Raw genomic sequence first — 1,788 nt, 5'->3', positions numbered from 1 at the left:
GTGTCTGGGCGTTGCAGCTGGACGAGTCGTTTCCCCGCCAACCCGAGTCCTAATCCAGTAACGGACCCAGACATCTCGAAACTGAGTCTTCAACAATAGGGAGCTTTAATGGAGGATTTTCTAATAACCACCATTAACTACCTTACAAGCAAACAAAACAATTTCCAGAAGGAAATCTTCAAAAAAATAGAGATGAGGGAATCCCTCATCTCTTTTCTTACCTATTTTTATAGGAAAAGACCTGCGATTGTTGCAGATAGCATAGAACCAAGTGTAGCACCAATTAGAAGTTTCATACCGAATCCGGATACGCGTCCACCTTTTTCTGAATCAATCCCTTGTACGGTACCAGCAATGATTCCGATAGAAGAGAAGTTCGCAAAGCTTGTAAGGAATACCGTTACGATTCCGATTGTTTTCTCAGATACTCCTTCAAGCATACCTTGGAATTCAAGCATCGCTACGAATTCGTTCGTTACGATCTTCGTACCCATAATGGCACCCGCATCGATAACTTCACCTGCTGGAATACCCATAAGCAGTCCGATTGGAGCAATAATGTAACCGAGAAGTTGTTGCAGGGTAAAACCATTGAAGATAGCACCAAAGACAGCATTGACTAACTCTAGAGATGCGATGAACGCGATCAACATAGATGCTACGATCAAGGCAATCTTACCACCATCTAACGCTCCGTTCCCCATCGCTTCAAAGAAACTTTTCGAATTGGAAACATCCTGAATGTCTACGTGGTCTTCTTCTTTAGACACTTTTACAGGAGCAATAATCGAAGCTACGATCAAAGCACTGAACATGTTCAATGGAAGCGCGACAAGAATATATTTAGCTGGAAGCATTCCTAGGTAAGCACCAACAATCGATGCAGATACAGAACCCATCGCAGAAGCACTGACGATATAAAGACGGTTATCGTTCAAGTTGTGGAACTGAGATTTAATCGCAAGCAACGCTTCAGATTGACCGAAGAAAATACTGTTTACAGCGTTGAATGACTCTACTTTTGGAAGGCCAGTGATCTTAGAAAGCCCCCACCCTAGGTATTTGATGATAAATGGTAAAATCTTCAAATACGTCAATACAGACAGAATAGTCGCAAAGAAGATTATAATTAGAAGTACGTTAAAGAAGAAAACACCGTTATCTCCTACCTGTACACCGCCGAGAACGAAGTTAACCCCTTCCGTTCCATAATCGATAAGCTTATTGAATCCCCAGGAGATCCCATTTATGATTGTTTGTCCAATCGTTGTATTGAACATGAACCATGTGATGAACAACTGAACAACCAACATAATTCCAATACCTTTAAAGTTAATATTTTTACGGTCATTGGACATCAGAAATGCAAGACCAATAATGACAGCAACTGCAAGAATGCCTAAAAGAATATCCACAGATAAATCCTCCCCTAATGTATTAAAAAAAATATAAGAGCACAATTGATGAAAATGCTTACATCAAGTAATTCCACTATGAATATTAACAGGTTGTCAGACGTCATGCAAGGCTTTTTTGTATAGCCAAAATTTTCATATAACAGTCCAAACCATGCTCTCTTTGGCTAATTTGCCCCATTTATAAGGGTTTTTATCCATTTTTGTCGACGGAAATATTTTTTACATATGTATATTCATCTCCAGAACCAATTAAAAGAAGACCCAAGCGACATGGGTCTTCTAAGCAGCTGTATTCATTTTTCTTAACAAATATAAGAAATAAGGGGCTCCAATAACCGCCGTGAAGATTCCAGCAGGAACTTCGGTTGGT

Annotated in this window: 2 protein-coding genes; both read right to left on the bottom strand. The window is 39.9% G+C overall.

What is annotated here, in order from left to right:
- Nucleotides 1-227: 227 nt before the first annotated feature.
- Nucleotides 228-1,415 carry a NupC/NupG family nucleoside CNT transporter gene (locus LD39_RS11210; RefSeq protein ID WP_035546357.1) on the bottom strand — a complete coding sequence of 396 codons (1,188 nt, stop codon included), beginning with the start codon at nucleotides 1,413-1,415 and terminating at the stop codon, nucleotides 228-230.
- Nucleotides 1,416-1,697: 282 nt separating this feature from the next.
- A partial coding sequence (locus LD39_RS22635) for an iron chelate uptake ABC transporter family permease subunit (protein ID WP_156112625.1) occupies nucleotides 1,698-1,788 on the bottom strand: 91 nt, incomplete at its 5' end.

It is taken from the genome of Halobacillus sp. BBL2006 (genome assembly GCF_000786645.1).
GTDB lineage: Bacteria > Bacillota > Bacilli > Bacillales > Halobacillaceae > Halobacillus.
The sequence above is the reverse complement of the archived record's forward strand: the minus strand, read 5'-3'. Positions and strand labels throughout refer to the sequence as shown.